Annotated in this window: 1 protein-coding gene; it reads left to right on the top strand. The window is 64.8% G+C overall.

Going from position 1 to position 9,030, the window contains the following annotated elements; all coding sequences use genetic code 11:
• Window positions 1–9,030 (top strand): non-ribosomal peptide synthetase (locus BKG60_RS11895; RefSeq protein WP_120764897.1); only part of this gene is annotated, 9,030 nt, incomplete at both ends.

A 9,030-nucleotide genomic window follows, 5' to 3' on the forward strand; every position in this document is an offset into this window, starting at 1 on the left:
AGTTGGGTGAAATTCAAACGGCGCTGGCTGATCTGGATGATGTGGCGCAGGCGGTGGTGATTGTCCGTGAGGATCAGCCTGGGGATAAGCGGCTGGTCGGCTACATCACCGGCACCGCCGATCCCGCAGTGGTCCGCGCACAGCTGGCGCAGCGGCTGCCGGCCTACATGGTGCCCGCCGCGGTGGTGGCTCTTGATGCGTTGCCGTTGACGGTCAACGGCAAGCTCGACAAACGGGCCCTGCCGGCTCCGGAATACACCGGCACCGATCACTATCGGGCTCCCAGCACGGCTACCGAGGAGATCCTGGCCGGCATCTACGCCGAGGTCCTCGGCCTGGAACGGGTCGGCATCGACGACTCCTTCTTCGACCTCGGCGGCGACTCCCTCTCGGCAACTCGCTTGGTCAATGCGGTCAATACCAGCCTGGACGCCGACCTCAGGGTTCGGTCGGTGTTCGAGACACCGACGGTGGCCGGGCTGGCGGCAGGTGTGAATGCCGGTGGCGGAGGCCGTGAGCCGCTGGTGGTCCGGCGACGGCCGTCGGTGATCCCGTTGTCGTATGCGCAGCAACGGTTGTGGTTCCTTGATCAGTTGGAGGGACCCTCACCCATCTACAACATGGCGGTGGCGTTGCGGCTGAGCGGCAGCCTGGATACCGGCGCGCTGGCGCAGGCATTGGCCGATGTGGTGGACCGGCACGAGTCGTTGCGCACAGTGTTTCGCGCGATCGACGGCGTCGCGGAGCAGGTGGTGGTGCCGGCCGACCGAGCGGATTTCGAATGGCAGGTCGTTGACGCCAGTAGCTGGACGGCAGTTGAACTACACGAGGCCATCGGGCGGGTGGCCAGCTACACTTTTGATCTCTCATCCGAAATTCCTTTGAGTGCAACGCTTTTCCGTCTAGCCGAGGACGAGCATGTACTGGCCGGGGTGGTGCACCATATCGCCGGCGACGGTTCTTCGGTCGCGCCGTTGGTCGCCGATCTGGGCGTCGCCTACGCCAGCCGGTCCGAGGGCCGGGCCCCGGCCTGGCAGCCGCTGCCGGTGCAGTATGTGGACTACACCCTGTGGCAGCGTGAATATCTGGGCGATCTGGCCGATCCCGACAGTCGTATTGCCGGGCAGGTGGCGTACTGGCGAGATGCGTTGGCGGGTCTACCTGAACGGCTGGACATGCCCACCGACCGGCCGTATCCCCGGGTCGCTGATTACCACGGTGACAGTGTGGACCTCGATTGGCCGGCTGAACTGCAGCAGCAGGTCAGGCGGCTGGCGCGGGAGCACAACGCGACCAGCTTCATGGTGATCCAAGCCGCATTGGCTGTGCTGCTGGGCAAGACCAGCGCCAGTTCTGATGTGGCGGTGGGCATCGCGACTGCCGGCCGGGGGGATCCGGCACTGGACGCGTTGGTGGGCTACTTTGTCAACACCCTGGTGCTCCGGGTCGATGTGAGCGGCGGCCTCACCGTCGCTGACTTGTTGGCGCAGGTGCGCCGGCGCAGCCTGGCTGCCTACGACAACCAGGATGTGCCTTTCGAGGTGTTGGTCGAACGCCTCAACCCGGTTCGCACCCTGACTCACCACCCGTTGGTCCAGGTATTGTTGGCATGGCAGAACTTCGCCGGCAATTCCGCGGCCGCGACAACCTTGCGCGATCTGCGGGTCACGCCGTTGACGGCGGAAACACACACCGCACGCATGGATTTGACCTTCTCTCTGTCTGAGCGTTTCGCATCCGACGGAGAACCCGCGGGAATCGGGGGGACGGTCGAGTACCGCACGGACGTCTACGACGCCTCCAGTATCGAAACGCTGATCGATCGATGGCGCCGGGTGTTGGTGGCGATGACCTCGGACACCAGCCAGCGATTGTCCTCGGTCGATCTGCTCGAAGACGTCGACCAAGTCTGGCTGGCGCGATGCGGTAATCGGGGGGCGTTGACCCAAGCCGCGCGGTCGGAGTCGATTCCGGAGCTGTTCACCCAGCAGGTCACTCGGGCGCCGGAGTCCATAGCGGTAACCTGCGAGGGTCGGACGATGACCTATCGCGAGCTAGATGAGACATCAAATCAGCTGGCACACTTACTGTTTGACCTTGGATCGGGCCCGGGTCAGTGCGTGGCGTTGTTGTTCAGCCGTTGCACCGAGGCTGTTGTGTCGATCCTGGCGGTACTCAAGACGGGGGCAGCCTATCTGCCGATAGATCCGGCGATTCCGGACTCGCGGGTGCAGTTCATGATCTCCGATGCCGCACCTGCGGTCGCGGTGACCATGCCTGAGTTGGCCGGGCGGCTCGATGGGACAGCTTTGGTGGTCATCGATGCCGACGACCCGCGTATCGACCGCTACCCCGTTGCAGCCCTGCCGGCGCCGGCACACGACGACGTGGCCTACGTCATGTACACCTCTGGCACCACTGGTGTGCCGAAAGGTGTGGCGATCACGCACGGCAATGTCACCCAGCTCATCAAGTCGGTGAATCCGGCGCCGCCGATTGATGCCCAACCGGCGTGGACACAGTGGCACTCCCTGGTTTTCGACGTCTCGGTGTGGGATATGTTCGGTGCGCTACTACACGGTGGACGCTTGGTGGTGGTGCCCGAGTCGGTGGCACGTTCCCCGCAGGACCTGAACGACCTTCTGGTCAGCGAACATGTCACCGTGTTGAGCCAGACGCCGTCGGCGGCCGGGATCTTGTCGGAGAAAGGCCTGGAGTCGGCGACGTTGGTGGTGGCCGGTGAAGCCTGCCCGCCCGAGGTGATGCATCGGTGGGCACAAGGCCGGGTGATGATCAACGCCTACGGTCCGACCGAGACGACGGTGTATGCCACGATCAGCGCACCGCTGCAGCCAGATTCGGGCGTCGTGCCGATCGGCGCACCGGTACCGGGGGCGGCGTTGTTCGTGCTGGATCAGTGGTTGCGTCCGGTACCCGCCGGGGTGGTGGGCGAGTTGTATGTGGCCGGCCGGGGCGTCGGAGTGGGTTACGTGCACCGGCCAGGGCTGAGCGCAACCCGGTTTGTGGCGTGCCCGTTCGGCGGGACCGGCACCCGTATGTACCTCACCGGTGACCTGGTGTCCTGGGATTGCGACGGACAGTTGCGGTATCTGGGACGTGCCGATGAGCAGGTCAAGATCCGCGGCTACCGCATCGAACTCGGCGAAATCCAAACAGCGCTGGTTGATCTGGATGGCGTGCTGCAGGCGGTGGCGATCACCCGTGAGGACCGTCCCGGCGACAAGAGGCTGGTCGCCTACGTCACCGGCACCGCGGATCCGGCCGAGTTGCGCGGCCAACTTGCGCAGCGGCTACCGGACTACATGGTCCCGGCGGCGATCGTGGTGCTGGAGGCGCTGCCGTTGACGGTCAACGGCAAGTTGGACCGACGGGCCCTCCCGGTACCCGAATATTCCGAGGCTGGTCGCTACCGCGCGCCCTCCACACCCACCGAGGAGATGCTGGCCGGGATCTACGCCCAGGTGCTCGGGTTGGAGCGAGTCGGAGCCGACGATTCGTTCTTCGATCTGGGCGGAGATTCGTTGTCGGCGATGCGGGTGATCGCGGCCATCCACACGTCTTTGGGCGCCACCGTCGCAGTGCGCACCCTGTTCGACGCCCCGGCGATCAGCCGGCTGGCTACGCGTATCGGCGTGGGCCCGGAGGGATTGCCGCCGCTGGTTCCAGTTCCGCGGCCTGAGGTGCTGCCGTTGTCGTATGCGCAACAGCGGTTGTGGTTCTTGAGTCAGTTCGAAGGTGAGGCAGCAACCTACAACATGCCCACGGCGCTTCGTATCGGCGGGAAGCTGAATGTGGATGCCTTGGGTGCGGCCCTGGCGGATGTGATCGGGCGTCATGAGTCACTGCGCACGGTTTTTGCCGCGAGTGACGGGCTGCCCCAGCAGGTGGTGCTGCCGCCTGGAGAGGCTGATTTTGGGTGGCAGGTGGTTGACGCCAGCGGTTGGTCTGCGGAACGGCTGATGGAGGGTGTCGGGGCGGCGGTATCTCACAATTTCGACCTAGAGGTCGAAATACCGGTTCGGGCCTGGCTTTTCCGCCTTGCCGACGACGACCATGTCTTCGTGGCGGTGGTGCACCACATTGCCGGGGATGGTTCGTCGGTTGGTCCGCTGGTGCGTGATCTGGGTGTCGCGTATGCGAGCCGGTGCGCGGATCGGGCGCCGAATTGGGCACCGTTGCCGGTGCAGTACGTGGATTACACGCTGTGGCAACGGGATTATCTGGGCGATCTGGCTGACCCGGACAGTCGTATCTCTGCGCAGGTGGCGTACTGGGAGCAACTTTTGGCCGGCATGCCCGAGCGGGTGGAGTTGCCGACGGACCGGCCGTATCCGGTGGTGGCCGACTATCGTGGTTCCAGTCTCACGGTGGATTGGCCCGCACGGCTGCAGCAACGGGTGGCCCGGGTGGCCCGCGAACACAACGCGACCAGTTTCATGGTGATGCAGGCCGGCCTGGCCGTTCTACTGTCGAACCTGAGTGCCAGTTCCGATGTGGCGGTCGGATTCCCAATCGCCGGTCGTAACGATCGGGCCCTCGATGATCTGGTGGGTTTCTTCGTCAACACGCTGGTGTTGCGCATTGATCTGGCCGGAGATCCGACCGTGGCTGAGTTGCTGGAGCAGGTGCGGCAGCGCAGCCTGGGCGCATTCGAGCATCAGGACGTGCCGTTCGAGGTGCTGGTCGATCGACTCAAACCGGCCCGCAACCTTACTCACCACCCGCTGATCCAAGTGATGCTGGCCTGGCAGAACTTCGCCGGCCAGGGCGGCGGTGCTCCCGCGGCCGGCGCGGCCATGGGTGACGTACATGTGACACCCCTTTCTGCTGAAACACACACCGCACGTATGGATTTGGCGTTCTTCCTGCAGGAACGCCGGACCGATGCCGGGGCCCCGGATGGGATTCACGGGACGGTGGAATTCCGTACCGATGTATTCGACGCGAACACCATTGAGTCGCTGATCAGGCGGTTGGAACGGGTGCTGGAGGCAATGGTGGCCGATCCGGCCCGGCTGCTGTCGTCGATCGCCGTTCTCGACGCCACCGAGTGCGTCGAGCTGGATCAGATCGGCAACCGGGGCGTGCTGTCCCAGCCGGAGACGCCGGTATCGATCCCGGAGGTGTTCGCACAGCAGGTCGCGCGGGACCCGGATGCGGTGGCACTGCGCTCCGAGGGGCGTTCGACCTCATATAGGGAGCTGGATGAGGCATCGAATCGATTGGCACGCCTCCTGATCAGCCGCGGAGCCGGACCCGGCCGATGCGTGGCGCTGCTGTTCAGCCGTTGTCCCGAAGCGATCGTGTCGATCATGGCGGTGCTGAAGACCGGTGCTGCGTATTTGCCGATCGACCCGGTCCACCCTGACGCACGCATCGCGTTCATGCTCGAGGACGCCGCCCCGATCGTCGCGGTCACCACGGACGCGTCGGCGGATCGGCTGGACGGCCACGGATTACCGGTCATCGACGTCGGCGACAGGGCCATCCAGGACTACGGATGTGCGGGCCTGCCGGCCCCGAAGGCCGACGACGTCGCCTACATCATCTACACCTCGGGAACCACCGGCGTCCCGAAAGGCGTGGCCATCGCCCACCGCAACGTCACTCAACTGCTGGAATCACTCGATCCAAGCCTGGCTGCACCTGGGCGAGCGTGGACCCAATGGCACTCCTACAGCTTCGACATCTCCGGCTGGGAGATCTTCATGGCTCTCCTGCACGGTGGCCGACTGGTGGTTGTGCCGGAGCCGGTCGCTCTGTCTCCGAAGGACTTTCACGCACTCCTGGTCGACGAGAAAGTCGATGTGCTGGGCCAGACACCGTCCGCAGTTGGCGGGCTGTCCCCTGAGGGCCTGGAGTCGATGGCCTTGCTGGTGGGCGGCGAAGCCTGCCCGGCCGAGGTGGTGGAACGCTGGGCGCCCGGGCGGTCGATGATCAATCAGTACGGCCCGACCGAGACCACGATGTGGGTGGCGATCAGTGGCCCGCTGAAGGCGCTGAACGAGGGTGGAACAGGCATTGTCCCGATCGGTTATCCGATGCCCGGCACCGCGTTGTTCGTGCTGGACCGATGGCTGCGCCCGGTCCCGGTCGGCGTGCTGGGTGAGCTGTATGTGGCGGGTCGAGGGGTCGGAATCGGATATTGGGGACGGGCGGGTCTGACCGCGTCGCGGTTCATGGCGTGTCCGTTCGGCGGTACCGGAGCCCGGATGTATCGCACCGGAGACCTGGTCCGTTGGGGCACGGACGGCCAGTTGTTGTACGAGGGTCGTGCCGACGAGCAGGTCAAGATCCGCGGGTATCGCATCGAGCTCGGTGAGATCCAGGCGGTACTGGCGGCTCACCACCGAGTGGCGCAGGCAGTGGTAGTCGCTCCCCCCGCCGCTCCAACCGTGGGCCAGGCCGAAGACCACGTCGACAAGCAGTTGGCCGGTTACGTCGTGTTCGACCAGGAGCAAGTGCTGGTCCGGGAGCCCGAGCGCGAGGCACACCTCGTCGAGCAGTGGCAGGGAGTGTGGGGCGGCGTCTATTCGGAGCCGACGACCGAAGATGATGCGCCGGTCGTGCTTGGCGAAGATTTCGGCGGCTGGACCAGCAGCTATACCGGTGAGCCGATACCGCTGGATCAGATGCGGGAATGGCGGTCGGCGACGGTTGACCGGATCATGGCCCTGCACCCGCGACGGGTTCTGGAGATCGGTGTGGGTTCGGGGTTGTTGCTGTCGCAGATCGCTCCGAAGTGCGTGGAGTACTGGGGCACCGACTTCTCCGCGCCGACGATCCAGAAGCTTCAGGCGGCGCTGGAAGATCAGCCGTGGGGCGATCGAGTCCAGGTCCTGATACAGCCCGCCGATTCACCAGATGGTTTGCCGGAGGGGCATTTCGATGTCGTGGTGCTCAATTCAGTGATCCAGTATTTTCCCAGCGCCGGTTACCTGCTGGATGTGCTGGCGGTAGTGAAACGCCTGCTGACACCGGCCGGGGCGGTGTTCCTCGGTGATGTGCGCAACCTGGCGTTGTTGCGCGCGTTCACTACCGGGGTCGTGTGCGCGGGGCCCGTGGGTGCAGAGGAGACTGTCGCCTCGGTGCGTGAGCGGGTGCGACGGGAAATGCTGGCAGAGCAAGAACTGCTATTCGCACCCGAGTTCTTCACGGCGCTACCGCAGCAGCTCGGCGAAATCGGCTCGGTGGAGATGCATCTCAAGCGGATTCAGGCAGCGAATGAACTGAGCGGTTACCGCTACGACGTGGTCCTGAGGAAGGATCCGGTGCAGGCACGCTCCGTCGCCCGGCTGCCGTCGGAACCCTGGCAGCGGTTTGGGAGCCTCGCCGCTTTGGCCGGATATCTGCGATCCCAGGAGCTGCCGGAGCTACGTGTGACCGGTGTACCTCATGCCGGAATCTCACCGGATGTACTTCTGGCGCAGGCGTCGACCCGAGCCAGGGACGGCCAGCCGGTCGGTCAGTTGCGTGCTGACATCCCCGCCGCCGATGCGGTGCTGCCGTACCAGTGTCATCGGTTGGGCGAAGATCTGGGGTACCTCACGTCGGTGACCTGGTCGTCCGCGGTCGGTCTGATGGATATCGTCTTGACCCACGACACCGGCGCACCGCAGGCCCTGACGGATCTGTACCTACCCGCCGCCCAGGTCGGATCGCTGTCCAGCTACGTCAACGATCCAGCGGTCATCGAGCGGGTAGCTGAACTGCGTGCCTACCTGGCCGAGCGGTTGCCCGACTACATGGTGCCCGCATCTATCACGGTGTTGGACGCACTGCCGTTGACGGTCAACGGCAAGTTGGACAAGCGGGCACTGCCCGCGCCCGAATTCCACAGTGGGATGTCCTACCGAGCGCCGCGAAACCAACGCGAACGTGCGTTGGCGGCTCTGTTCAGCGACATCCTCGGCGGAACCCGAGTCGGCATCGATGATTCGTTCTTCGATCTGGGTGGTCACTCACTGTCGGCGACGCGGCTGCTTGCACGAATTCAGAAGGAACTGGGCGTCGTCATCCCGATCCGGGTTTTCTTCGACGTATCCACCGTGGCCGGGCTCGCGGACTGGGTACGCCTGCATGCCGGTGACCGGCCCGGTGCGGCACTGACGGTCCAACCGCGGCCTGCCGTGGTGCCGTTGTCGTATGCGCAGCAGCGGTTGTGGTTCTTGAGTCAGTTCGAGGGTGAGGTTGCGACGTACAACATGCCGACCGCATTACGGATCAGCGGAGGGCTGAACGTCGCGGCGTTGGCCGCGGCCCTGGCCGATGTGGTGGGTCGGCATGAGTCGTTGCGTACCGTGTTCGCGGCTCCTCAAGGAGTACCCCAGCAGGTCGTGGTGCCTGCCGAAGACGCCGATTTCGGGTGGCAGGTGACCGACGCCAGTGGCTGGTCGTCGGATCGGCTGGAGCAAGCCATCGGTGAGGCGGTGCGTCATCACTTCGATTTACAGCTCGAATTACCGTTGCGCGCTGAGCTTTTCCGTGTCGCAGAGGGCGAGCATGTATTGGTGACCGTGCTACACCATATCGCCGGCGATGGATCCTCGATCGGCCCACTGGTGGCTGACTTGGCGGTGGCGTATGCCGCGCGGTGTGCCGGGGCGGCGCCGGAGTGGTCTGCGCTGCCGGTGCAGTACGTGGATTACACGTTGTGGCAGCGGGAGCAGCTCGGTGAGCTGTCCGACCCGGACAGTCGTATCTGCGCGCAGGTGGGGTATTGGGAGCAGACGCTGGCGGGCCTGCCGGATCGGTTGGAATTACCCACGGATCGGCCATATCCGGTAGTGGCTGACTACCGGGGTGCCAGCGTGGCGGTGGAGTGGTCGGCGGAGTTGCAGCAGCGGGTGGCTGCGGTGGCCAGGGAGCATGATGCGACCAGCTTTATGGTGGTGCAGGCTGCGTTGGCGGTGTTGTTGTCGAGTTTGAGTGCCAGTTCCGATGTGGCGGTGGGTTTTCCGATCGCGGGGCGTAATGATCCGGCGTTGGATGATCTGGTCGGGTTCTTCG

Source organism: Mycobacterium syngnathidarum (assembly GCF_001942625.1).
GTDB lineage: Bacteria > Actinomycetota > Actinomycetes > Mycobacteriales > Mycobacteriaceae > Mycobacterium > Mycobacterium syngnathidarum.